General features: G+C 68.3%; 20 protein-coding genes. 7 read left to right on the top strand and 13 right to left on the bottom strand.

Features of this window, described 5'->3' with window-relative positions; genetic code table 11:
- Nucleotide 1 precedes the first annotated feature (1 nt).
- Both galB and AB3X08_RS22195 read left to right on the top strand, forming a co-directional pair.
- A complete protein-coding gene (gene galB, locus AB3X08_RS22190) occupies nt 2-2755 on the top strand; it encodes a beta-galactosidase GalB (RefSeq protein ID WP_369935231.1) in 2754 nt (917 codons plus the stop codon).
- 50 nt (nt 2756-2805) lie between these two features.
- On the top strand, nt 2806-4005 hold the full coding sequence (locus AB3X08_RS22195) for an endo-1,4-beta-xylanase (RefSeq protein WP_369935233.1): 1200 nt from the start codon (nt 2806-2808) through the stop codon (nt 4003-4005).
- A gap of 58 nt (nt 4006-4063) precedes the next feature.
- Here the strand turns inward: AB3X08_RS22195 and AB3X08_RS22200 are convergent, their stop codons facing one another.
- The 3 genes from AB3X08_RS22200 to AB3X08_RS22210 form a co-directional block, all read right to left on the bottom strand.
- The gene (locus AB3X08_RS22200) at nt 4064-5233 is read right to left on the bottom strand and encodes a serine hydrolase domain-containing protein (RefSeq protein WP_369935234.1); all 1170 of its coding nucleotides are present in this window, start codon (nt 5231-5233) and stop codon (nt 4064-4066) included.
- Nucleotides 5234-5512: 279 nt separating this feature from the next.
- Entirely contained in the window at nt 5513-6865 is a 1353-nt protein-coding gene (locus AB3X08_RS22205; RefSeq protein WP_369935236.1) for an XVIPCD domain-containing protein, read from the bottom strand.
- Between the two features lie 11 nt (nt 6866-6876).
- Nucleotides 6877-7509: a hypothetical protein gene (locus AB3X08_RS22210; protein ID WP_369935238.1), complete on the bottom strand. Its 633-nt coding sequence runs from the start codon at nt 7507-7509 to the stop codon at nt 6877-6879.
- A 205-nt stretch (nt 7510-7714) separates the two neighbouring features.
- On the opposite strand from AB3X08_RS22210, the gene AB3X08_RS22215 reads away from it, so the two are divergent.
- Complete coding sequence (locus AB3X08_RS22215) at nt 7715-8752, top strand: SMP-30/gluconolactonase/LRE family protein (protein WP_369935240.1); 1038 nt, start codon at nt 7715-7717, stop codon at nt 8750-8752.
- A gap of 332 nt (nt 8753-9084) precedes the next feature.
- Here AB3X08_RS22215 and AB3X08_RS22220 read toward each other — a convergent pair whose 3' ends face one another.
- Nucleotides 9085-9960: an aldo/keto reductase family oxidoreductase gene (locus tag AB3X08_RS22220; protein WP_369935241.1), complete on the bottom strand. Its 876-nt coding sequence runs from the start codon at nt 9958-9960 to the stop codon at nt 9085-9087.
- Nucleotides 9961-10073: 113 nt separating this feature from the next.
- Between AB3X08_RS22220 and AB3X08_RS22225 the strand changes: the two genes are divergently transcribed.
- Nucleotides 10074-10970, top strand: coding sequence for a LysR family transcriptional regulator (locus tag AB3X08_RS22225; protein ID WP_369935243.1), 897 nt, complete (start codon nt 10074-10076; stop codon nt 10968-10970).
- Nucleotides 10971-11453: 483 nt separating this feature from the next.
- Nucleotides 11454-11993, top strand: coding sequence for an NIF family HAD-type phosphatase (locus AB3X08_RS22230; RefSeq protein WP_369935244.1), 540 nt, complete (start codon nt 11454-11456; stop codon nt 11991-11993).
- 23 nt (nt 11994-12016) lie between these two features.
- Here AB3X08_RS22230 and AB3X08_RS22235 read toward each other — a convergent pair whose 3' ends face one another.
- The 5 genes from AB3X08_RS22235 to AB3X08_RS22255 form a co-directional block, all read right to left on the bottom strand.
- A complete protein-coding gene (locus tag AB3X08_RS22235) occupies nt 12017-12496 on the bottom strand; it encodes a hypothetical protein (RefSeq protein WP_369935245.1) in 480 nt (159 codons plus the stop codon).
- 278 nt (nt 12497-12774) lie between these two features.
- Nucleotides 12775-13017: a hypothetical protein gene (locus tag AB3X08_RS22240; protein WP_369935246.1), complete on the bottom strand. Its 243-nt coding sequence runs from the start codon at nt 13015-13017 to the stop codon at nt 12775-12777.
- A gap of 59 nt (nt 13018-13076) precedes the next feature.
- Nucleotides 13077-13400, bottom strand: coding sequence for a hypothetical protein (locus AB3X08_RS22245; RefSeq protein WP_369935247.1), 324 nt, complete (start codon nt 13398-13400; stop codon nt 13077-13079).
- Nucleotides 13401-13713: 313 nt separating this feature from the next.
- The gene (locus tag AB3X08_RS22250) at nt 13714-14073 is read right to left on the bottom strand and encodes a hypothetical protein (RefSeq protein ID WP_369935248.1); all 360 of its coding nucleotides are present in this window, start codon (nt 14071-14073) and stop codon (nt 13714-13716) included.
- A gap of 72 nt (nt 14074-14145) precedes the next feature.
- On the bottom strand, nt 14146-14544 hold the full coding sequence (locus tag AB3X08_RS22255; protein WP_369935249.1) for a hypothetical protein: 399 nt from the start codon (nt 14542-14544) through the stop codon (nt 14146-14148).
- Between the two features lie 107 nt (nt 14545-14651).
- Between AB3X08_RS22255 and AB3X08_RS22260 the strand changes: the two genes are divergently transcribed.
- Nucleotides 14652-15056 (top strand): hypothetical protein, encoded by a 405-nt coding sequence (locus tag AB3X08_RS22260; RefSeq protein WP_369935251.1) that lies wholly within the window; start codon nt 14652-14654, stop codon nt 15054-15056.
- Nucleotides 15057-15215: 159 nt separating this feature from the next.
- Here AB3X08_RS22260 and AB3X08_RS22265 read toward each other — a convergent pair whose 3' ends face one another.
- Nucleotides 15216-15857 carry a TetR family transcriptional regulator gene (locus AB3X08_RS22265; RefSeq protein WP_369935253.1) on the bottom strand — a complete coding sequence of 214 codons (642 nt, stop codon included), beginning with the start codon at nt 15855-15857 and terminating at the stop codon, nt 15216-15218.
- 89 nt (nt 15858-15946) lie between these two features.
- On the opposite strand from AB3X08_RS22265, the gene AB3X08_RS22270 reads away from it, so the two are divergent.
- Entirely contained in the window at nt 15947-16612 is a 666-nt protein-coding gene (locus AB3X08_RS22270) for an O-methyltransferase (protein ID WP_369935255.1), read from the top strand.
- A gap of 129 nt (nt 16613-16741) precedes the next feature.
- Here the strand turns inward: AB3X08_RS22270 and AB3X08_RS22275 are convergent, their stop codons facing one another.
- From AB3X08_RS22275 to AB3X08_RS22285, 3 genes are all read right to left on the bottom strand, one after another.
- Nucleotides 16742-18229, bottom strand: coding sequence for a mannitol dehydrogenase family protein (locus tag AB3X08_RS22275; protein ID WP_369935257.1), 1488 nt, complete (start codon nt 18227-18229; stop codon nt 16742-16744).
- Nucleotides 18230-18476: 247 nt separating this feature from the next.
- A complete protein-coding gene (locus AB3X08_RS22280; RefSeq protein WP_369935259.1) occupies nt 18477-21221 on the bottom strand; it encodes a glycoside hydrolase family 3 protein in 2745 nt (914 codons plus the stop codon).
- Nucleotides 21222-21224: 3 nt separating this feature from the next.
- Entirely contained in the window at nt 21225-22901 is a 1677-nt protein-coding gene (locus tag AB3X08_RS22285; protein WP_369938616.1) for a glycoside hydrolase family 43 protein, read from the bottom strand.
- Nucleotides 22902-22925: the final 24 nt, after the last annotated feature.

Below are 22925 nucleotides of genomic sequence, written 5' to 3' on the forward strand. Positions count from 1 at the left end.
GATGCCCAGGCGTGGCCGGCAACGCGCGCTCGCGCCGCTGCTGTTGCTAGTGCTGACGTCACTTACCGCCGGCAGCGTCGACGCGGCGTCGGCGCCGGCGTCGCAGTCGCCGCCCCCGCGCGAGCGACTGTCGCTGGATGCCAATTGGCGGTTCCATCGCGGCGACGCGCCCGGGGTCGGCGACACGCTGGACTACGACGTGCGCCCGGACATCGCGCTCAGCGCCGACGGCAAGGTGGCCGATGCCCGCCCCGATGCCGCCGACCACGTCGCAGCGCGCACCCGGCCGGTCCTCAAGCCCTGGATCCTGCCCACCGGCAATGCCTTCATCGCCGACCCGGCGCGGCGCCACCTGCGACCGCCCGGCGATCCGGGCAGCGATGTGGCCTTCGTCCGCGCCGACTTCGACGACAGCGCATGGACGCGCGTGGACCTGCCGCACGACTGGGCGATCGCCGGGCCGTTCCTGAAGGACGGCCCGTACGGCGGCATGGGCCGGCTGCCCAGCTGGGGGGTGGGCTGGTACCGCAAGCGCCTGGACATTCCCGCCAGCGACCGCGGCCGCGCGGTGTTCCTCGAGATCGACGGCGCGATGTCCTACGCCACGGTCTGGCTCAACGGCCGCCTGGTCGGAGGCTGGCCGTACGGCTACAGCACCTGGCGCGTGGATCTGACCCCGTACCTGGTACCCGGCGGCAGCAACCAGCTGGCGATCCGCCTGGACAACCCGCCGCAATCGGCGCGCTGGTATCCCGGCGGCGGCCTGTACCGCAGCGTGTGGCTGAGCAAGACCGGGCCGGTGCATGTCGGCCAATGGGGCACCCAGGTCAGTACGCCGCAGGTGTCGGCGCAGGCGGCGACGGTGCGTGTGGCGGTGACGCTGGACAACAGCGGCGACGCAGCGGCGCAGGCGCAGGCCAGCACCGCGATCTATGCGCTGGATGCCGAGGGCAGGCCGCAAGGCGCGGCGGTGGCGCGGATCGGCGCGGCCAGCACCCGCATCGCCGCACACGGCAGCGCGACGCTCGACGGCAGCGCGCGCATCGCCAAGCCGCAGTTATGGGGCCCGCCGCCGACGCAGCGGCCGCACCGCTACGTCGCGGTCACCGAGGTCACGCAGGACGGGCGCGTGGTCGATCGCTACGAAACCCGGTTCGGCGTGCGCACGCTGCGCTGGGATCCGCAGCGCGGCCTGCTGGTCAACGGCGAACACGTGCCGATCCGCGGCGTCAACAATCACCACGACCTCGGTGCGCTCGGCGCCGCGTTCAACTCGCGCGCCGCCGAGCGCCAGCTGCAACTGCTGCAAGGGATGGGCGCCAATGCGATTCGCATGAGCCATAACCCACCGGCAGCGGAACTGCTGGAACTGACCGACCGCATGGGCCTGCTGGTCGTCGACGAGATCTTCGACAGCTGGGAAATGAAGAAGACCCCGCTGGATTTCCACCTGCTCTTCCCCGACTGGCACGAGCCCGACCTGCGCGCACTGCTGCGCCGCGACCGCAACCATCCTTCGGTGATCCTGTGGAGCGTGGGCAACGAAGTCGGCGAGCAGTACACCGGGGAAGCCGGCGCGGCGATCGCGCAACGCCTGCAGGCGATCGTGCACCAGGAAGATCCCACCCGCCTGGCGACGGCGGCGATGAACTACGCTGCGCCGGACATGCCGCTGCCCGCGGCGCTGGACGTGATCGGTCTCAACTACCAAGGTGAAGGCATCCGCGACACGCCGGAGTTCGCAGGCACCGAGCGCATCCGCAAGCCGCCGCAATATCCGCTGTTCCATGCGCGCTTTCCGCACAAGCCGATCTTCAGCAGCGAAACCGCCTCGGCGTTGAGCAGCCGCGGCGTCTACCTGTTTCCGGTGACCGAAGAGCACAGTGCGCCGGTGCGCGACGGTCGCGGCGGCGATCCAGTGGCGCACCAGGTCAGCGCCTACGAACTGCACGCGGTGGATTTCGGTGCCAGCGCCGACAAGGTGTTCGCCTCGCTCGACACGCATCCGTTCGTCGCCGGCGAATTCGTCTGGACCGGCTTCGACTACCTGGGCGAGCCGACCCCGTACTACTCCTCGCGCAGTTCCTACTCCGGCATCTTCGACCTGGCCGGTTTCCCCAAGGACCGCTACTGGCTGTACCAGGCGCGCTGGCGCCCCGAACTGCCGATCGCGCATCTGCTGCCGCACTGGACCTGGCCGGGGCGCGAGGGCCAGGTCACGCCGGTGCACGTGTTCACCTCCGGCGACGAGGCCGAACTGTTCGTCAACGGCGTCTCGCAAGGGCGCAAGAAGAAGGCGCCGCTGCAGTACCGGCTGCGCTGGGACCAGGTGATCTATGCGCCGGGCGAGCTGCGCGTGCAGGCCTACAAGGACGGCAAGCCTTGGGCCAGCGAGCGCGTGCGCACCGCGGGCCCGGCCGCGCGGCTACAGACGACACCGGACCGCACCACGCTCCGCAACGACGGTCGCGACCTGGTCTTCGTGACCGTGCGCCTGCTCGACCGCGACGGCAATCCCGCGCCCACCGCCGGCGACCGGTTGCGCTTCCGCGTCGAGGGCCCCGGCGAACTCGTCGCCGCCGACAACGGCGATCCCACCGACCTGGAGTCGTTCGCCGCACACGAGCGCAATGCCTTCAACGGCCTGGCGCTGGCGATCGTGCGCGCCTTGCCGGGCAAGCGCGGCACCATCACCTTGCACGTCGAATCGGACACGCTGCAGGCTGCCAGCACGCAGCTGCGGGTGCAGCCATGAGCGACGCGCGCCCGCGTGCTACCCACCACGCTCGAACAAGGACCATCGCCATGCCCGCACTGCGCAACACATGCGTCCCGGCCCTGCTGCTGGCCTGCCTGCTCGGCACGGCGGCGGCGGGTGCCGCCGACCACCCTGCTGCCGCGACGCGCACGCCGAACCCCGCGGTGGACGGCCGCAGCCTCAAAGACGCCTACGCCGGCGCGTTCCTGATCGGCACCGCGGTCAACGCCGACATCGTCTCCGGCAAGGACGCCGCCTCCGCCGCGCTGGTGCCGCGGCAGTTCAACGCGATCACCGCCGAGAACGCGATGAAGGCCGAAGTGGTCAATCCGCGCCCCGGCGTCTTCGATTTCGCCGCCGCCGACGCCTTCGTCGACTACGGCCGCCGCCACGGCATGTTCGTGGTCGGCCACACCCTGGTCTGGCACAACCAGACGCCGGACTGGTTCTTCGTCGATGCGCAGGGCAAGCCCAATGGCCGCGACGCGCAGATCGAGCGCATGCGCGCGCACATCCAGGCGGTGGCCGGGCGCTACGTCGGCAAGGTGCAGGCCTGGGACGTGGTCAACGAGGTGATCGACGAGGACGGCAGCTACCGCACCACCAAGTGGGTGGAGCGCGTCGGCGATGGCGACGAACTGGTGCGGCAGGCGTTCCGCTTCGCCGCGCAGTACGCGCCGGATGCGCAGCTGTATTACAACGACTTCAATGCCTGGCGCCCGGAGAAACGCGACGGCATCGTGCGCATGGTGAAGATGCTGCAACGCGCCGGCATCCGTATCGACGGCATCGGCATGCAGGGCCACTGGGGCCTGGACTATCCCAGCCTGCACGACATCGAGGCGGCAATCGACGCCTACGCCGCGCTCGGGGTCAAGGTGATGATCACCGAGCTGGACGTGGACGTGCTGCCGCTGACCAAGGAAGGCCAGGTGATCGGCACCGGGATGGCGCACAAGCAGTTCCAGCTGCCGGAGTTCAAGCGCTACCTCGATCCGTACCGCGACGGCCTGCCGGCAGACGTACAGGCGCAGTTGCGCGACCGCTACGCCGAATTGTTCCAGCTGTTCTGGCGCAAGCGCGACAAGCTGACGCGGGTCAGCGTGTGGGGCGTAGACGACGGCATGTCGTGGAAGAACGACTACCCGGTGCCGGGACGGCGCAACTATCCGCTGCTGTTCGACCGCGAGCGCAGGCCCAAGCCGGCGTTCGACGCGGTGCTCGCGGTGCCGGCGCAGGCGCAGTAGAGCGAGGGCAGGCGCGCGCCGATCGCACGCGCCCGCCACCGCGATCGTCGCGCCCGCTTCAGCGGACGAACTGCATATCGCCGTATTCCCACGTCCACGGCGCACCGGTCTTGCCCATCGCGAAGTCGATCAGCGCCGGGAATGCGCGCTCGGCGCGCACGTCGTTCGACAGGATGACCACGCAGCGCTGGTAGCGCCTGGCGCAGACCAGCAGATTGCCGGTGCTCTCGTTGTGTCCGCCTTTCAGGAACGCCGCGCCCTGCGGCCCGCGGAACGCCACCACGCCCAGGCCGGCGGCGAGGTCGGCGCGCCGGCGCTCGGGCGGCAGTTCGTCCTGCAACGTCGGAAACTGCGAGGCGGTGGTGATCGCCAGCTGCGGCGCGGTCAGCATCGCCGCGCTCCGCGGCGAAAGCCCCTTGCCTGCGAGATAGCCTGCCGCGAACCTGGCCATGTCGGCGATCGTCGTGTCCATCGAGCCGGCCGCGCGCACCGTGCTGCGCGGATCGTGCGCTTCCACGCTGCCGTCCACGGTCCATCCATCGGCCAGGTTGGCGGCGAAGTCCGGCCGCCAGGTCATGCTGGTGCGTTGCATGCCGAAGCGGTCGAACACGCGGCGCTGCATTTCCTGGCCCACGTCCAGGCCCAGGCCGCGTTCGAGCACGAACTGCAGCAGGATCAGGCCTTCGCCGGAATAGGCGTAGCGGCTGCCGGGAGCGAAGTGGATGCGCAGCTTGCCGTCTGGCTCCACGAACGCGAAGTTGGCGAAGCCGGCGCTGTGGGTGAGCAGCATGCGCGCCGTCAGCGTGCGCCAGCGGGGGTCGCCGGCGAGATCGGGCCAGGGTCCGTACTTGGGGTCGGCCGGATAGTCGGGAAGCGGTTTGTCCAGGTAGTCGGCGATCGGGCGATCCAGGTCCAGCACGCCCTCCTCGGCCAGTTGCATCACCATGTAGGCGAACGCCATCTTGGTCAGCGATGCGCCATACATCACCGTGTCCGGCTGCAGGGGATCGCCAGCGGCGTTGCGTTTGCCATAGGCGCGCACGTGCACGATGCGTCCCTGATCGATTACCGCCAGCGCGAGGCCGTTGGCATGCGTGGCGGCCAGCGCGCGGGCCACTTGCGCATCCAGCGCGCTGGCGTTGGGCAACCGCGTCGGATGCGGATCCGATGCCAATGCAAACAGGGGCCACACGGCCAGCAGGACGGCAGCATATCGGCGCAGACGCATGACCTCTTCCTCCCTAGTTCGTCATGGCTGCACGATAGGGCGGCAGGCGTCGCGCGACAGCGCCATTAAGTCAGGGTGACTAGCGGGCTATGCGTGCCGCCCGCGGCGCAGACGGCCGACGCCTTCTGGCCATGGCCGCGGGGGAAAGAACGGTCGGCGACACGGCGCCGTTGGCGTCGCGGATGAGACAACCGCAGGAGCCGCGCCACGGCGAGGGCCCCTGCCAGGCGTCGCGCTGCGATGGACGACGCGGCACCGATGTGCAGCCCCGGCTGCGGCTCAGCGCGTCAATACCGGCGGCGCAGTGGCCTGGGTTTGCACCTGCGCCTGCGTGGCCTGCTCCTGCGCCTGCACGGTGCGCTGGGTCTGCGCCTGCTGTGTGCTCTGCTCCTGCAGCTGCTGGTAGGTTTCCTGCGCCGGCCGCGCAATCGCCTCGCTGGTGCTCATGTGCGCGCGGTTGGCGTAGGGATCGGGCGAAGCGCTGGCGCCTTCGCGGTACACGAACGCCAGCTCGCCGCCCTGGTGCGCCCCGGTGGGGCGGTTGAAGCCCACCGACAGCTGGTCGCGCTCGCTGAAGCCGCTCTGCCTGGCCAGCAGGGTCAGGCTGGCGGTCAGGCGTTCGCTGTTGTCGTCCCAGCCCTTGCCGATCGCCTGCTCGGCCTGGGCCACGCCACTGCGCACCTTGTCGCTCAGGGCGCGGTCGGCGCCGGCAGGCTCGCCGGCGCGCGGCGCAGGCGGCAGCGCGCGCGGCTCCGCAGCCGGCGCGGGACCATCGCGGAAGCCGTTCGGTATCCATTCCGGCGGCACCTTGCTCTGGTCGATACCCAGCGCCTTCAGGTCGGCGCGCACTTCCGGCGGCGCGCGCTTGGGATCGCGCAGCTGCGCGGCGTCCTCGGCCTCGGCGACCATGCCCAGATCGCGCGCGCCGTAGTTCTGAGGATAGCCGCGCGCGTCGTAGAACAGCTTGCCCATCGCCTCCACGTTCTTCGGCGCGTTCGCATCGATCTTCAGGTCGTTGCCGAAGGTCAGCCCGTCCTTGGCCTTGTAGGTCGCCTTGGCGCCCACGCCGTCCTTGTCGATGTAATTGGCCATCTCCGTGCTGGCGTTGTACAGGTCCTTCAGCGTCGCCTTCGGATTGTTGTGCTTGACGTAGTCGGCCAGCGTGTTGATGCCGGCGATCTCGTCCTTGGACTCGCGCGTGCGCTCCTCGGCGCCGTGCGCCTTCAATGCCGCGGTGTAGTCGTGCGGCGAGGGCGACTTGGCGATCGCGTCGATCTTGTCCTTGAACGCGGCATCGGACGTGTCGATCGCCGCCTTGTTGATCGCATGCCCGATCTCGTGGCCGAGGATGATGCGCGCGGTATTGGCCGAATCGTCGCGCGGCGCGTCCATCCTGGCGGTGCGCAGCACGTCCATCGGCAGCAGGATCTCGCCGGTGCCCGGCCGGTACGCGCCGGCGCCATCGTGCGGATGCGCCCCGAACCCGGACAGTTGCTTCTGCTCGATCGCCTGCTCCACCCGCGCCTTGAGCTCGGGGGTGTTGTCCAGCATCTGCCGCAGCGCCTTGCCTTCCTTGGCGTGCGCCGCTTCGAACGTGTCCACCATCTTCTTCAGGTCATCGTCGGTCGCCATCACCCATCTCCTTATGCGGTGGCCAGGATCTGCAGCTTCGACACGCAGGCTTGCGCGTCGTCCGCACCGGCGTCGTTGCCGACGAACGCATACACCACCACGGCGCCGCGCTCGAAATGCCAGCGGCCGGGGCTGCCCAGGCGCGGCGGCGCGATCCACTGCGCGGCGAAACCGGCCTCGGACAGCGCCTGTTTGTACGCGCCAAGCGACTGCGTGCAGTGCGCCGGCGCAGCCGATGTCGGCGCGAACGCGAAATCCAGCCTGGACGGCGGTTGTCCATCGGCATCGGCGACCGACTCAAGCGAATAGCGCCCGCCGCCGGCCACCGGACCGGACGCGCTGAACTCCTGCGCGGTGTCGCCGGCATCCACCTGCAGGCCCGCATGCGCGGCGACCTGCGCCGGGGTCAGGTCCCGCTTGCCGCCGATCGCCAGGATCAGCCGCACTACGCCTTGTGCCAGTTGCTCTGGCGTCATCTCCGACATGGCCCGCTCCTTTGTAGTGGGAATCGATGAGGGTTGGGAGTGCGCACCGGCGCAGGCGGCCAGCACCACGGTCGCGAGCAGTACGGTGCCACGCCGCACAAGCCGACGGCCGGCGCGCGGCGGCGCCGGGCGAATGCCGCTGGGGGAAACAGAGTCCATGATGCGCCTCTCCTTTGGACGCCCGTTGCGTATGTCCGCGGCCAGGCATGTTGGCGGCGATTGTAGCCATCGCGCCGGTGCGCTGCAGCCGGTACGCGCGGCGTCGCGGCCGCCGCGAGCATACGCAACCGTGCGGGCGTGCAGAGGTGAAGAGCATGCCCCCGGCAGATGGCATCATCGCCCCACACCACCCAGGAATGCTCCGATGCGATTTCCGACCCGCGTCCTGCTCGCCGTCGCCGTGCTGGCCTTGCTCGCCTGCTGTGCGAAGCGCCAGCTACCCGCGCCGCGCTTCCCCGTGATCGGCCACGTCACCGCATTCGATCCCGCGTTCGGCGAGACGGTGGCGGCGGACGCGCGCATCGAGCGCATCGCCGAGGGCTTCACCTGGGCCGAAGGCCCGACCTGGGTCCGCGGCGGCGGCTACCTGCTGTTCAACGACGTGCCCGAGAACACCATGTACCGCTGGTCCGAGCGCGACGGCCTGTCGGTGTTCCTCAAGCCCTCCGGCTATGCCGGCCCGCCGCTGGACGTCTTGCGCGAAGCCGGCGCCAACGGCCTGCACGCCGAACCGTCCGGCAACGTGCTGCTCGCCGACTCCGGCACCCGCGCGATCGCCCGCCTGGATCCGGCCACGCGGCGCAAGACCGTCCTGGCCAGCGCCTACGACGGCCGCCGCCTCAACAGCCCCAACGACCTGGTGCGGCGCAGCGACGGCGTGGTGTTCTTCACCGACCCGCCATACGGTCTGAAGGACGGCGACACATCCCCGGTCAAGGAACTGCGCTACAACGGCGTCTACCGGCTGGACACCGACGGCAGCGTGCACCTGCTGGACGACAGCCTGAGCCTGCCCAACGGCATCGCCCTGTCGCCCGACGAGCGCACGCTGTACGTGGCCAACTCCGACCCGGCACGGCCGATCTGGAACGCCTACACACTCGACGCGCGCGGCGCGGTCACCGGCAAGCGCCTGTTCGCCGACGCCTCCGACATCGTCGGCGACGCCAACCCCGGCCTGCCGGACGGCATGGCCGTGGCCAGCGACGGCCGCCTGTTCGCCACCGGCCCCGGCGGCGTGCTGGTGTTCGCGCCCGACGGCCGCCGCCTGGGCCGCATCGAAACCGGCGGCCCGGTCTCCAACTGCGCCTTCGGCGACGACGGCCGCACCCTGTACATGACCTCGCACAAGATCCTGGCGCGGGTGCGGGTGAACGCGACGGGGCTGGGGTTTGCGCCGTAGCGGCGGAAGTGTTCGCTGCAAGCAGGTGCTGTGGGGACCATAAAACAACTGCCAGACGCCGCCCTTCCCTTCTCCCATCGGGAGAAGGTGGCGCGCAGCGCCGGATGAGGGTACGTCCGACCGAGGATTTACAAGGCTAGGCACATGCCCCCTTGCCTGGCAGGCATCCGCAGTGGAACGCCGTCCAATCAGATGATGTCAGCGCCGCGATGCCTGCCGCTGCATCCGTCGCGGCTGAAGCCGCTCCTACAGAGAGCATTAGAACGTCTACTCGCTGTAACTAGCGAGCGGCGGCATCTCTGCGAAACACACGCCGCTGTGAGTCGAGCATCTCAGCCGCCTTCTTGCCCAATCCGATTCAACGCAGCCAGCACCTCCGCCGGCAACGACAACTCGGCCGCCACCAGGTTCTCCCGCAGATGCGCGACAGACGAAGTGCCCGGGATCAGCAGGATGTTCGGCGCACGCGCCAGCAGCCAGGCCAGCGCCACCTGCAGCGGCGTCGCGCCGAGGTCCTGGGCAATGGTCGACAGCGAGTCCGACTGCAGCGGCGTGAAGCCGCCCAGCGGGAAGAACGGCACATAGGCGATGCCGTCGCGGCCAAGCGCATCGATCAACGCATCGTCGGTGCGGTGCGCAAGGTTGTAGTGGTTCTGCACGCACACCACCGGCGCGATGCGCCGCGCCTGCGCGACCTGCGTGGCGGTGGCATTGCTGATGCCCAGATGCCGGATCAGCCCCCGTTGCTGCAGTTCCGCCAGCGCGCTGAACTGCTCCTCGATCGGGCCCTCGCTGGGCGCATGCACATCGCCCATCACCCGCAGATTGACCACGTCCAGCACGTCCAGACCAAGGTTGCGCAGGTTGTCGTGCACCGCCTGGGTCAGCTCGGCGGGGCTCTGCGCGGGCAGCCAGGACGCGTCGCCGCCGCGCAGCGCGCCGACCTTGGTGACGATGGTCAGGTGCTGCGGGTACGGATGCAGCGCCTCGCGGATCAACTGGTTGGTGATGTGCGGCCCGTAGAAGTCGCTGGTGTCGATGTGGTCCACGCCCGACGCCACCGCCTCGCGCAACACCGCCAGCGCTGCGTCGCGGTCCTTGGGCGGCCCGAACACGCCCGGCCCGGCCAGTTGCATCGCGCCGTAGCCGATGCGCGTGACCGTGCGGTCGCCGAGGGAAAAAGTGCCAACGGTCGAAAGCTTGCTCATGACGGGTCTCCAGAAGGGGTGGGCCAAAGCCCGGGTGAGGCCTGCACTGTAGGCGGCGCACCGATGCGCGATAATCCGGTCGAATCGGCACGGGCTGTGCGGGATCTCGAACAATGACCACCGACCTGCAGGACCTCTTCGCCTTCCTGGCGGTACTGCGCGGCGGCGGCTTCCGCGAAGGCGCGCGCCTCAGCGGCAGCTCCGCCTCCAGCCTGAGCGAGGCGGTGCGGCGCCTGGAAACCCGGCTCGGCGTGCGCCTGTTCAACCGCACCACCCGCAGCGTGCTGCCGACCGAGGCCGGCGCGCGCCTGGCCGAACGTCTGGTTCCCGCCCTTGGCGAGGTGGAGGCCGCGCTGGACGTGGTCAACGGCTTCCGCGACCGCCCCAGCGGCACCCTGCGCCTCAACGTGCCGGGCGCCGCCGCGCGGCTGGTGCTGCCGGCCATCGTCACCCCGTTCCTGAAGGCCTATCCGGAGATCCGACTGGAGGTGGTCGTGGAAGACAGCTTCGTCGATATTCTGGCTGCCGGCTGCGACGCCGGCATCCGCTACGACGAGCGCCTGGAGCAGGACATGATCGCCGTGCCGATCGGCCCGCGCGTGCAGCGCTTCGCCACTGCCGCCGCGCCCGATTACCTCGCCGCGCGCGGCCGCCCGCAGCACCCGCGCGACCTGCTCGCGCACGCCTGCCTGCGCGGCCAGTTCGCCAGCGGCGCCATCCCGGCCTGGGAATTCGAACGCGACGGCGAGGTCGTGCTGGTCGAGCCGACCGGCCCGTTGCTGGTGCGCCTGGGCGGCGCGGTAGACCTGGCCATCGACGCCGCCTTGGGCGGCCTGGGTGTGATCCACCTGTTCGAAGACTGGCTACGCCCGCACCTGGACAGCGGCGCCCTGGAGCCGGTGCTGGAACCGTGGTGGCAGAGCTTCAGCGGGCCGTTCCTGTACTACCCCGGTCGCCGCCACCTGCCTGCGCCGCTGCGTGCGTTTGTGGATTTCATTCGTGCGCCGTGATCGCGGTGCAGGCGGCGGTGCCACGAAGCCGCTCCGGCATCCGGATGCATCGCTGACCGCTGCTCCCTGCTCCCTGTAGGAGCGGCTTCAGCCGCGACCCGCCTTACCGGCAATGCCCAGCGCGCCTGACGGAGGCGCACCACCCTGCAAATCTCCCGAACACGACAAATAACCCGCCACTACCGGGCGCACTCCACATTCGTTCCTACGTTGACCTTGCAGTAGACCCTCCACACCACCGCAAGGCGTGTGCACTGGAAGATCGAGGACATGACCAGGTCATGCGGAGCGCCCCACGCTGCGGGACCGTGCTGGGCCGATCTTGTGGGTCGAAGACGGCTACATTAACTTCTTGGAGTCGTACACATACGCGGGTGGCTGGCCGCAGGACGAATCACGGTTCCGGCTGACCATCTAACACTTCGTCAAGCCGACGCCGCTCCGCGGCTTAGTTCAGGCGTCAGGGCCCATACCCAGCATTTCATGACACTCTTGGTCCTAGATCTCGACGAGACACTCATCCACGCAACCGAGGTATGCCTGGATCGTGATCCCGACTTTGAGGTCGGACCGTACGCTGTGTACCGGCGACCGGGACTTGACGCGTTTCTGTCCACGGTAAGTTCGCACTTCGACTTGGCGGTTTGGACGTCTTCCACTCGTCTTTACGCGGCGCCGGTTGTCGCGGCCATCTTCCCACCCGACGCCGACCTCAAATTCATATGGTCCCGCGAGCGCTGCACGATGCGCTTTGATCCAGAGCATCAAGACTATGAGTGGACAAAGAATCTCGGCAAAGTAAAGCGCCGGGGTTATCGGCTCGAACAGGTGCTGATGGTGGATGACACTCCCGCCAAACTGGCCAAGCACTACGGAAACCTGGTCAGGGTAAAGCCGTTCTTTGGTGACTTGGCGGACCGGGAACTATTTCAGCTAGGCGAGTACTTGCCCACGCTTGCAAAGGCACAAAATGTCAGGAAGATTGAAAAGCGCTTCTGGCGCAAATCGGCTGGTGAGCCTTAGCAATTCATTCAAGCCGAGCCCGGCTACTCGACACGATTGAAACGGTTCGTCGTTATCTCCGGCTTGCCGTTGATGTTCAGCCAGACGACGGTTTCGAGCATCGTCTTGCCGTCCGCGGCGACAGTGTAGGTGCGTGTCGTGCGCGGCATTCCCTTCAGGTAGAACGCTGCGACCATGACGTTCGGCGTCGGCAGCGCCACAGCCGTTGTATCGACCGTCGGATATCCCTCGCTCGGGGCAGCGGTTCCATTGAGCGGATAGGTCGCGGTGGCATGGATTTCGTTTCCTTCGCGACCAACGACGTCGACATTCGTCCGCCACTTGCCGCCGCCTGCCTCGCTGTACGTCATGGTGACACTTTTCGGCCGCATCTCAGGCGCGGCCTGTACGCTTTCGACATCGAGCACCCATTTGCCGAGCAAGGGAGACTTGGGCGATTCGGCGAGCATTGGCCCACTGTAAGCGAGGCCTACGATCAGCAGTGCTGCTAGCGTCTTCTTCATGTATGAAATCTCCACCTAGGGGCCAGCGTAAATATCCGCTTAAAGCGTATCTCATCGCAAGCGCTGACGATCAGCGCAAATCCCCGGCCACCGAAGCGCTTACTTTGTATGGGTGCATGGATGCGAGACAGTGCAACTTTCCTGCGTGCGCTTCTTCCCTGCCCCCCAACGTTGAGGACGCGGCCGGTACCGGCATGCCACTGCTCTGCGTTCTTCTGTGCCGGCAAGACCTATGGCGCGCATGGATGCGGACATTCCCCGCCGCGCCGTGGGTATCGTCAGTTGCCCGCGTCATTGGTACCGCCGCGCAAGATCGAGCCGTCGCGCGCGACGTTCGCGCCGCATGCAGGGCATCGCCATCCGCCCAGCATCGCCTCTCGGGCGTTGCTTGGCATGCGAAACCTCGGCAAGAGCGCCTTGCACTGTGGGCACGCCTTGCGCGGAAGCAACAACGCAATCACCAGTACCCCCGCCCCGCCAGCGATACCGCCCATCACGGCGCAGACCAGAACCCAAGACATGACCATCCTGCATGTACCTCACTCGGATCGAGCGGCGGCGACGCCTCCGCCCGGATGAATCAGTTCCACAGGACGACGGCAGCCACCATGGATGACGCCACCAGCAGCGGCAGGGCCAACAGCAGCAGTTCCGCGAGGCGGCGGCGCGGCCTAGGTGCGGGCAGACGGGCGAAGGACACAAGGCCAAGCCCGAGCGCAACCACGGACAGCACACACATGGCCAACAACCCGAGGCCCCATGCCCCAAGCAACGGCATGCCGCACACGCCGCCGTCCTGCGTCTCGGCCCACTGGTTGAAGCGCCAGGAAAAGATCGCCACGTAGGCGCCCGGCGCGAGCACCGACAAGGCCAGCATGGCGAGGGAGCAAGCGCGAAGCGTCATGTCATGTCCCGATGGGGCTGTGCATCATATCGAATCAGGAAGCGGCCTCCACAGAAATGGGCGCAGAGTAAATATCCGTTTAAGGCGCGCCTTGTATAGAAAGAGCTAGCGATCAAACGCAGACCCACCACGTGAAGCGCTGTTGCGCCTACGCCGCACGCCAGGTCGCCGAACCGCTACAACGTCTCCAGCCGCGCCCGCACCCACCCGGCCTGCTCGCGCAGCGCCTGCAGCTGCGCACCCTCCATCTTGCCGAGTTGCCGATACACCATCTCCAGCCGCGGGTTCTGCCGAGGACATCGTGGTGGCCGGGCTAGTCGGCAGGCCACTCGCGAAAATTCACGCACACCGTGGTCTTGTCCAGCATCGCGAACTCGCGCGACCCCCAGGGCCTGAGCGCGACCGTGTTGCAATTCGGGTGCAGCAGGTGCGGCACGCGTGCGGACATTTCCGCGAAGATCGCATCGACATCGTCGGTGTCGACGCTGAGCTCCGGACGGTCCTTCGCCGCCCACTCGGGGTTTTCGACCAGATAGGCCTTGGCGCCGTCGCGTGCGACCACCGCCATGGTGCCGTCCTGGTACTGGACGGCAAAGCCCAGGCCATCGACGAAGAAGTCGAGGCCGTCCTGCAGGCGGTCGTAGAAGATCTTCGGGATGAGGTTCTTGAACATTGGATGTCCTGAGTTGGAAGCCTACTGGCACTCGGAACTACGGTAACACCGGGGAACGGAGCCGGGTCTTGGTCATAGTTCCGCAGCATCCTCCACAAGCGCCCATTCCTTCATATCCGCGATCACCTGTCCAGCGACGAACGCGAACACGTCTTCGAAGCTGGCGACGACGATGTTCCAGGTGCGCGGCGATGGCTTGGCGCTGTCGGCGAACACGGGATGAAAATAAACGACCGATTCAGTGATGCGGCCATCGACCACCAGCAAGCCGGCGAAGTCTTCGCGGTCCTGGCGCCTGGCGAAGGTGAAGACCTCGCCGCCACTCACATCCTCGCGAGCGAATGCACGTGACGCGAACGCGAGTTCCGACGCTTCGGCGATGAAGTGCCAGGGCGTGAAGCTGGTCAGCTCCTGCGCAAGAAACCAGCGCAGTGCATTGGGCCAGGTTGGAGTGATCCGATTTCGTTCCATGAGTGTTAGTTGAGCTTCCGCTGCTCTTCGGATGTGTGGGATGCCTCGCCGCAGCCTTACACTGATACGCTCAAACCTCAAGATCATATCCACCTCAAGGGAGAACCATGCGGCCGCTGCTGGCGATTCCATTCGTGCTCGTGGTTCTCATGGGCAGCGCCGATTGCTCGGCGGCGGCGCCCACCGATCGTTGGGATCGATTGAAGGATGAAAGCGACCGACAAACATCGACCTTCCGCGGCATGCTGTGGGAAAGGGAGATGCTTGTGGCGCACAACACGTTCTGGACTCAGGTGTATCAGGCCTGCGCGCCCGAGGCGAGAGCTGCCGGCATCAGCAGCTTCAAGGCCGTCGCAACCATCGACCGCCTCGGTAAGGTAACCGAGTATCTGGTCAATCCGAGCGTTCCCGCGCTGCGCTGCTTCACCACGCAGATGGTGGGCCGTCGGTATCCAGAGCCTCCAACCGCCCCCTTTTATGAGGTCTACGGCGTCACTATCGACCCGGAATGAATCTGGCCGGAAGCCGGCCAGTTCGCACAAAACATCACTGTGATCATTCGTCTTTGCAGGTGAATGACTACGGCGGATCTATGCCGACCCAGCGCCGAGTGCGGGCCGTTGAGCAGGCACAGCTTGGCGCGATCGTAGCCGGCGACGTTGTCTGTCGAATCAAGGCGCGGGACGCGACGCCAAGCGGTGCAGGTAGGCGGAGAACATGTCCGCCATGGCATCGGCATAGGCGCGAATCTGTGCGGCGCTACGGGGCGTTTCCGAGAACGACTTGCCCGCGGCGCCGAGCGTGGTCTTGATCAGATCGCCGGCCACGGCACGGGTGGCGGTCGATGCGTCGGGCAAGGCCTCGCGCATGAAGCGCCGCAACGCGCGCTTGCCGGAGGCGCGCGCCTGCTGGGCCTCGGGCGTATCGCGGTACAGAGGGGCGGCGGCGGCGAGTGCGGTACGCATCGCCGCCTCCTCGCATTCGGAGCGGATGAAGGCGTGCACCAGCAGGCGCAGCCGTTCCAACGGTGGACGCTGCGCGTCTTCGAGGATGCCGCGCAGCAGGTCGCTGGTCTGCCGCCATTCGTCGCTCTGCAGTCGGAACAGGATCGCCGCCTTGTTCGGAAAGTACTGGTACAGCGAGCCGACGCTGACCCCTGCGCGTTCGGCCACCCGTGCGGTGGTGAAGCGCTGCATTCCCTCCTTCGCCAAAACCTGAGCTGCCGCTTCCAGGATGACGTCGACCAGCGCGTTCGAGCGCGCCTGTTTTGGCTGTTTCCGCTGGGAAATCTTCGGTTTCTGGCGTGTTGCCATGGGTGCCTGCCAATGCGAATAGCGAACCTGACGGATCCGTCGCATTCTAGCAACGTCCAATTCCGGGCATACGACATCGGATGACCTGCATGACCACGTTGACCACGGCGCCGCTCGCACCGTTGCTGGAGCGTTTGTTCGAAGAAGCCGTTGCAACCTCGCCGGCGATGGCGGCCGCGCTGGCCGGGCTCTCCCGCCAGGAGCAGGAGCGCCTGATGCACAGCAAGACCGAATACCAGGCGTTCTACGGGCGGCTGAAGGAGCTTGCGCTGCCGGTTTCGCGCGAGACTGGCGCATTGCTGTACATGCTGGCGCGCAGCTGCCGCGCACGCACGATCGTGGAGTTCGGCACCTCGTTCGGCATCTCCACCCTGCACCTGGCCGCGGCCTTGCGCGACAACGGCGGCGGCAAGCTGATCGGCAGCGAGTTCGAGCCGTCCAAGGTGCTGCGCGCGCGCGACAACCTGCGTGCCGGCGGGCTCGACGACCTGGTGGAGATCCGCGGAGGCGACGCCCTGCAGACGCTGCGCGACGACCTGCCCGACAGCATCGACCTGCTGCTGCTCGACGGCGCCAAGGCGCTGTACCCGCAGGTGCTGGCACTGCTTGAAACGCGCCTGCGACCCGGTGCGTTGATCGTTGCCGACAATGCGGACTACAGCCCCGAATATCTGGCGCAGGTGCGTTCTCCCGCGTCGGGCTATCTGTCCGTTCCGTTCGCCGAGGAAGTGGAGCTGTCGATGCGGATAGGGTGATGCCGCTGCACGGATGCGGGAAATGAAATGGCGTGTGTCATGCGCGCTACGGCAAAGACAGTGACTGCCTGGCTGGATGCGACCGGCACCAAGACGACGTGGCGGCGCTGTCCCTGGGCGCGCCGGACGCTATCGCTGGTGCGATCGGTGGGCGATCGCGGCGACTAGCGCGTGCTGCGCATCCTCCGCGCCGGTATCGCCCAGGCTGGCGTAGGCGTCTTTCAGCGCCTGCACGAAACGTAGGTCGCCTGACAGCGGCGCGAACACCGCGTCCAGTGCGAGGAACGCCCCGACATCGTGGCCGGATTCGCCCCGCGCGCTGCGTCCGATCGCGCTCAGTGCCTCGGCCATCGGATCCACCAGCGCCACGCCAGCGCGCGCCTGCCTGCGCACGAACTGCATCCACGCCGCGACGGGCAGGCACAGGCGGTCGATGCGGCGGCCTGCGGCCAGGGCGTCGGCGATGGTGCCGAGCAGGCGCACCGGGATTTTTTGCGAGCCGTCCCAGGCGATCTGCGCCAGCCGGTGGGCGATGGCCGGGTTGCGGAAGCGGGCGAGGATGGCGCCGGTGTAGTGCTGCGGGTCGAAGCCGGGCAGCGGGTGCAGGGTGGGCGCGATGTCCTCGCGCATCAGGGTCTCGACGAAGGCGGCCAGGTGTGGGTGGCGCATGGCGTCGGCGACGGTGTCCAGGTCGAGCAAGGAGCCGAGGTAGGCCAGTGCCGAGTGCGGACCGTTGAGCAGGCGCAGCTTGGCGCGATCGAAGCCGGCGATGTCATCGCTGAGGGTGACGCCGGCGCGCTCGAAGGCGGGCCGGCCGTTGCAGAAGTTGTCTTCGATCACCCATTGGCTGTAGCGCTCGCGCTGGATCGGCCAGGCGTCGTGGCAACCGAGTTGCGCGGCGACGTGGTCGCGCAGGGCATCGTCGCTGGCCGGGGTGATGCTGTCGACCATCGAGCGCGGGAACGCGGCTTCGGTTTCGATCCAGGCGGCCAGGGCCGGGTCGATGGTGTGCGCGAACTGCAGCACGGCGCGGCGCAGCTTGCCGCCGTTGTCGGGCAGGTTGTCGCAGCTGAGCATGGTGTACGGCGCCAGGCCCAGGCGCAGGCGTTCGCGCAGGCCGGCGACGAGGTAGCCGATGGCGCTGCGCGGAGCACGCGGGGCGGCGAGGTCGTGGACGATGTCCGGGTGCGCGAAGTCCAGCTGTTCGCCGGACAGGCAGTAACCTTTCTCGGTGACGGTGAGGGTGACCAGGCGCACCGCCGGGTCGGCCAGGCGGGCGAGGACGGCGGGCTGTTCGTCCTGCGCGCACAGCACTTCGCGGATGGCGCCGATGATGCGCAGTTGCGGGTGTTCGTCGAGCAGGGCCAGGGTGTAGAGGCCGTCTTGCGGGCGCAGGGCGTCGCGCACCTGCGGGCTGTGCAGGGAGACGGCGCTGATCGCCCAGTCCGGTTCGGTTGCGAGCAGGTCGTCGATGTAGACCGCCTGGTGGGCGCGGTGGAAGGCGCCGGCGCCGAGGTGGACGATGCCGATGCGCACGCGGTCCAGGGCGTAGCTGGGGCGGGCGATGGTCGGCGGCAGGCTGGGGAGCGTGGCGGCGGTGAGGCGTGGTTGGGTCACGGGCGGTCCAGGAGGGGGATTTCGATCTGAAGCTTGGTCGGTAAGGCTGTCGGGACTGAAGTCCCTCCCACAGGAGTCTTACGCGGGCGGGGGTTTGGTCGGTGAGGCGGTCGCGGCTGAAGCCGCTCCTACAGGGGGCGCGTTGGTCAGATGCTTGGTTGGTCGCTTGCCGGGGCTGAAAGTCCGAGGTCATCCGCGGCTACTGTTTCGGTGGTGCGAACGTTGACGGCTCGCACCACCGATCGAGCTACTTGTGCGGCGTTGCCTGCGTCGCGGGCGACGGCTGCACGCTGAAGCGCTGGCGCAGGCGGACATCTGCGCTGGAGGCGCCGACCTGCAGTTCGTAGTGGCCCGGATCCACCACATAGGCCTTGCGCGCTTCGTCGTAGATGCGCAGGTCGGTTTGCGGGGAGATGGCGAAACTGACTTCGCGGGTTTCGCCGGGTTGCAGGGCGATGCGCTGGAAGCCGCGCAGTTCCTTGGTGGCGCGTTCGCGTTGCGGCGCCACCGGCTGCAGGTACAGCTGCACCACTTCGTCGCCGGCACGCTGGCCGGTGTTCTTCACCTTCAGCGTGGCGTGCAGGCTGCCGTCGGCCGCGAGCTTGCTGTGGTCCAGGCGCAGATCGGAATAGGCGAACCGGGTGTACGACAGGCCGTGCCCGAACGGGTACAGCGGCGTGCCGGCGAAGTAGCGGTAGGTGCGGCCGCGCATGGCGTAGTCGTCGAAGGCCGGCAGCGTTTCGCTTTCCTTGTAGAAGGTCACCGGCAGGCGGCCGCCCGGGTTGGCGTCGCCGAACAGCACGTCGGCCACGGCGCTGCCGCCGCGCTGGCCCGGGTACCAGGCCAGCAGGATCGCCGGCACGTGCTGCTGCGCCCAGTCGATGGCCAAGGCCGAGCCGGTGGTCAGCACCGCCACCACCGGTTTGCCGGTGCCGTGCAGCGCTTGGAGCAGCTCGCGCTGCGGCTTGGGCAGGCGCAGGTCGGTGCGGTCGCCGCCGGCGAAGCCGGGATAGTTGACCTTCATCTCCTCGCCTTCCACGTCGCCGGTCAGGCCGCCGACGAACACCACCACGTCGGCGCGGCGCGCGGCGTCCAGCGCTTCCTGCAGCGGCGGCTTGGCGCCGGGCTGGCGCCAGGCCAGGCGGACGCCGGCGTCGCGCTCGCCTTCGTAGTACTCCAGGCGCAGGTCGTAGCTGCGGCCGGCTTCCAGGCGCACGTCGACGCCGTCGGCGTGCAGGCGGTCGCTGGCGCTCCAGCGGTCGATCAGGCGCTTGCCGTCCAGGTACAGGCGCACGCCGTCGTCGGCCGCGGTTTCCAGGTGGTAGGTACCGGTCGCCGGCGGCACCAGCTTGCCGCTCCAGCGGATGCTGAAGTTGTCGGCCGGGATGGCCTGGTCCGGGCCGGCTTCGCCGCGCGCGAGCAGGTTGTCGGTCGGCGAGCCGCGGTCCCATTTGAAGCCGATCTGCGCATCGGTGCGCACCAGCGCCGGGGTGCCGGACAGGTCGCGGTTGCGGAAGTATTCGCCGCGCAGGCCGCGCTCGGGCGAATCGGCCGACGGACGCAGGTATTGCGGTTCGATCAGCGGCGTGGCGGCGGGATCGTCGCGGCCTTCGACCAAGTCGGCGCCGCGCGCGTAGAGCACTTCGGCATCCGGCGCCGCCTCACGAATGCCCTGCAGCACGGTGACCGGCGCGGCCGGGGTGCCGTAGTAGTTGCCGAGCAGCGCCATGGTGTCGTCGGCGGTGGGACCGATCACGGCGATGCGCTTGAGCTTGGCGCGCGACAACGGCAACACGCCCTCGTTCTTCAGCAGCACCAGCGATTCGCGCGCGGTGCGCCGCGCCAGTGCGTCGTGTTCGGGCGACTGGTTGGCCGAGATCGGAGTCTGCGCCCAGCGCAGCGTGTCCGGCGGATCGAACATGCCCAGGCGCATGCGCGAATACATCAGCTTCCGCAGCGCCTCGTCGACCTCGGCTTCGCCGATCAAGCCCTTGCGCACCGCGGCCGGCAGCGTGGAGTATTCCTCGCCGCATTCCAGCTCGGTACCGTGCTTCACCGCCAGCGCGGCGGCTTCCTCGCGGGTGGCGACGATCTTGTGGTTCTTCCAGATATCCACGATCGCCCAGCAGTCGGACACCACGTAGCCGTCGAACCCCCAGCTGTCGCGCAGCACGTCGCGCAGCAGGAACTTGCTGGCGCTGGCCGATTCGCCGTACACGCGGTTGTAGGCGCCCATCACCGCGTCCACCTTGCCTTCCTTGACCAACGCTTCGAACGCCGGCAGGTAGGTCTCGTACAGGTCGCGCTGGGTCGGGCGCGCGTCGAAATGGTGGCGGTCGGCCTCCGGGCCGCTGTGCACGGCGAAGTGCTTGGCGGTGGCGTCGAGCTTGCGGTAGACCTCGCCTTGCGCGTTCTTCGGCGCGTCCGCGCCCTCGCCCTGCAAACCCTGCACGAAGGTCACGCCCATGCGCGCGGTGAGGAACGGGTCCTCGCCGTAGGTCTCCTGGCCGCGGCCCCAACGCGGGTCGCGGAAGATGTTGATGTTCGGCGACCAGAAGGTCAGGCCCTGGTAGCGCGCGTGCTGATCGTGGCGCAAGGCCTCGTGGTGTTTGGCGCGCGCCTCGTCGCTGATCGCGGTGGAGACGTCGTGCATCAGCGGTACGTCGAAGGTGGCCGCCATACCGATCGCCTGCGGGAACACGGTGGCGCCGCCGGCGCGGGCCACGCCGTGCAGCGCCTCGTTCCACCAGTCGTAGGCCGGCACGCCCAGGCGCGGAATCGCCGGCGCGGCGTTCTGCATCTGCGCGGCCTTTTCCTCCAGCGTCATCCGCGCCACCAGGTCGGCGGCGCGCTGCTCGAAGCTGCGCTGGGTGTCCAGATACGGCGGCGGCGCTTCGGCGGCGGGCGCCGCGCATGGCGCGAGGGCCAACAGCAGCGCCAGCGTCGCTACGCGGCGGCCACGTCCTTGGTACGGCGCAGTCTCGATGTACATTGCCTACTCCTTGCTGGATCGATCCGGTTCGCGGCGGGCGTACGGCCCGAGGGTGGTGCCGGTGAAACCGCCGGCCACGGCCGTGCTGAGCATCGCCGCATCGTCGTCGCGGCGCAGCCACTGCCAGTCCTGGCCATCGGCAGCGAAGGCGAAGCCATAGCGGCCACCGTCGCCGGCGATCTTCAGGCGCAGCGCGCCCTTGGCCTCGACCGCGCTGCGCGCGACGGTGGTGGTGCGCTTGCCGTCGCGCTTGTCGAGGAACACTTCGGCACGCGCGCCGCGGCGGCGCACGCCGAGCACATACCAGGCATCGGCATTCTGGAACGCGGCCAGGCCGGCGACCAGGCCCGGCCGCGCCGGTATCTGCACGGCGGTGCTGGCGTCGAAGCGCGTGTGCTGCTGCCGGTAGCCCAGGAACGCGGGATTGCCGCTGCCGTCCAGGCCTTGCACATCGGGTTGCAGCGTCAGCCAGCCCGGGCGCGCGCGCAGATCCAGCCATTCGCGCTTTGGCGTGCGCAACAGCAGCCAACGGCGATCGCGCTGCGGTGCATCGAAGCCATCGCGCCAGGTGAAGTTGCCGGTCAGCGGTGCGGTTTCAGTGTCGGCGCGCAGCCCGGCCGGACCCGGAGCGACATAGGGAATCGGCTGGCCCGCCGGCAGGACCGACGGCCAGCCGTCGTGCCAGGTCACCGGCAGCAGGAAGGTTTCGCGGCCGGTGTTGTAGCGGTCCTGCGCGTACGGACGGCTGGCCAGGAACAGCGCCCACCACTTGCCGTCGGGGCCTTCGACCAGATCGGCATGGCCGGCGTTGCTGATCGGGTCGGCGCGCGTGGCGGGCAGGTCGCGCTGGGTCAGGATCGGATTGTGCGGCGCCGGCACATACGGCCCCCACGGCGTGCGGCTGCGCAGCGCCACCTGCGAGTGCTGCGGGCCGGTGCCGCCCTCGGCGCAGGACAGCACGTACCAGCCGTCGCGCTTGTACAGATGCGGGCCCTCGATCCAGATCGGCTTGCTGGCCAGGTCGGTGCCGCCGTTGACCAGCACCTTGCGGGGGCCGACCGGTTGCAGCCGCGCCAGGTCGAAACGCTGCATCCAGATCGCGCGGTGGCCTTCGTACAAGGGCGTGCCCTCGGGCGGGCCGTTGTTGAGCAGGTAGGCGCTGCCGTCGTCGTCGAAGAACAGCGACGGGTCGATGCCGTCGATGTCCGGCAGCCAGTGCAGCGGCGACCACGGCCCGGCGGGGTCGTCCGCCGTGGCGATGAAGTTGCCGCCGCTGTCCACCGCGGTGCCGACCACGTAGAAGCGGTCCTGATGGTACGCGATGCTGGCGGCGAACATGCCGCGCGACACCTTCAGGCCGTCGTAGTCCAGTTGCTCGGCACGCTCGACCACGCTGCCGACCTGACGCCAGTGCACCAGGTCGCGGCTTTCGAACACCGGAATCGCCGGGAAATAGGCGAAGGTGGAATTGACTAGGTAGTAGCGGTCGCCGGCGCGGACGACGCTGGGATCGGGATAGAAGCCGGCCAGCACCGGATTGCGGTAGTGGCCGGGCGGCAACGGCGTGGCGAACACCGCATCGTCGCCGCGGTATTCGAACCAATCGAATTCGGCGATGTCGGCGGCCCGCCCGCGCTGCGCCGATGCCGTCTGCATCGCCACGACACACAGCAGCGCCAGACCAAGTGCGCGTCCCCAGCGCAT

The sequence above is a fragment of the Xanthomonas sp. DAR 34887 genome, from assembly GCF_041245805.1.
Classification (GTDB): domain Bacteria; phylum Pseudomonadota; class Gammaproteobacteria; order Xanthomonadales; family Xanthomonadaceae; genus Xanthomonas_A; species Xanthomonas_A tesorieronis.

Coding starts and splice junctions, on each gene's coding strand:
- AB3X08_RS22245 (WP_369935247.1), bottom strand. CDS start 13,400: ATGACGCTTCGCGCTTGCTCCCTCGCCATGCTGGCCTTGTCGGTGCTC.
- AB3X08_RS22200 (WP_369935234.1), bottom strand. CDS start 5,233: ATGCGTCTGCGCCGATATGCTGCCGTCCTGCTGGCCGTGTGGCCCCTG.
- AB3X08_RS22230 (WP_369935244.1), top strand. CDS start 11,454: ATGACACTCTTGGTCCTAGATCTCGACGAGACACTCATCCACGCAACC.
- AB3X08_RS22205 (WP_369935236.1), bottom strand. CDS start 6,865: ATGGCGACCGACGATGACCTGAAGAAGATGGTGGACACGTTCGAAGCG.
- AB3X08_RS22280 (WP_369935259.1), bottom strand. CDS start 21,221: ATGTACATCGAGACTGCGCCGTACCAAGGACGTGGCCGCCGCGTAGCG.
- AB3X08_RS22210 (WP_369935238.1), bottom strand. CDS start 7,509: ATGGACTCTGTTTCCCCCAGCGGCATTCGCCCGGCGCCGCCGCGCGCC.
- AB3X08_RS22270 (WP_369935255.1), top strand. CDS start 15,947: ATGACCACGTTGACCACGGCGCCGCTCGCACCGTTGCTGGAGCGTTTG.
- AB3X08_RS22215 (WP_369935240.1), top strand. CDS start 7,715: ATGCGATTTCCGACCCGCGTCCTGCTCGCCGTCGCCGTGCTGGCCTTG.
- AB3X08_RS22225 (WP_369935243.1), top strand. CDS start 10,074: ATGACCACCGACCTGCAGGACCTCTTCGCCTTCCTGGCGGTACTGCGC.
- AB3X08_RS22220 (WP_369935241.1), bottom strand. CDS start 9,960: ATGAGCAAGCTTTCGACCGTTGGCACTTTTTCCCTCGGCGACCGCACG.
- AB3X08_RS22260 (WP_369935251.1), top strand. CDS start 14,652: ATGCGGCCGCTGCTGGCGATTCCATTCGTGCTCGTGGTTCTCATGGGC.
- galB (WP_369935231.1), top strand. CDS start 2: ATGCCCAGGCGTGGCCGGCAACGCGCGCTCGCGCCGCTGCTGTTGCTA.
- AB3X08_RS22250 (WP_369935248.1), bottom strand. CDS start 14,073: ATGTTCAAGAACCTCATCCCGAAGATCTTCTACGACCGCCTGCAGGAC.
- AB3X08_RS22255 (WP_369935249.1), bottom strand. CDS start 14,544: ATGGAACGAAATCGGATCACTCCAACCTGGCCCAATGCACTGCGCTGG.
- AB3X08_RS22235 (WP_369935245.1), bottom strand. CDS start 12,496: ATGAAGAAGACGCTAGCAGCACTGCTGATCGTAGGCCTCGCTTACAGT.
- AB3X08_RS22265 (WP_369935253.1), bottom strand. CDS start 15,857: ATGGCAACACGCCAGAAACCGAAGATTTCCCAGCGGAAACAGCCAAAA.
- AB3X08_RS22240 (WP_369935246.1), bottom strand. CDS start 13,017: ATGTCTTGGGTTCTGGTCTGCGCCGTGATGGGCGGTATCGCTGGCGGG.
- AB3X08_RS22195 (WP_369935233.1), top strand. CDS start 2,806: ATGCCCGCACTGCGCAACACATGCGTCCCGGCCCTGCTGCTGGCCTGC.